The sequence below is a fragment of the Streptomyces sp. O3 genome (assembly GCF_054788135.1).
This window is the reverse complement of record NZ_JBTVYK010000257.1, coordinates 1-228: the sequence shown is the minus strand read 5'-3', so window position 1 is coordinate 228 and position 228 is coordinate 1. Positions and strand designations below refer to the sequence as shown.

Here is a 228-nt window from a genome sequence, read left to right as displayed (position 1 = left end):
CCCGGATACCAGCCTTTCAGTTTCCAATGATCCGCATCGCGGACGAACAGGATGCCGCCGCCGAAATTATTCACATGCGGCTCGAAGCTGCCGGCATAGGTCACATAGGCCTCATCCGCCGTGGCGCTGGTGAGATGGCAGATGACCACGCTCTTCAACGTGATGCCCAGCCCCAGCCCGGCGCCGCCATAATCCTGGGCGGGATAACCCGGCAGGCTGGCGCATTGA

General features: G+C 61.8%; 1 protein-coding gene. It reads right to left on the bottom strand.

Translation table 11 applies throughout. From position 1 onward, the window contains the following. Window positions 1-228, bottom strand: a 228-nt coding sequence (locus ACX6XY_RS30565) for a hypothetical protein (protein WP_460338017.1), incomplete at both ends; no start/stop codon positions are given.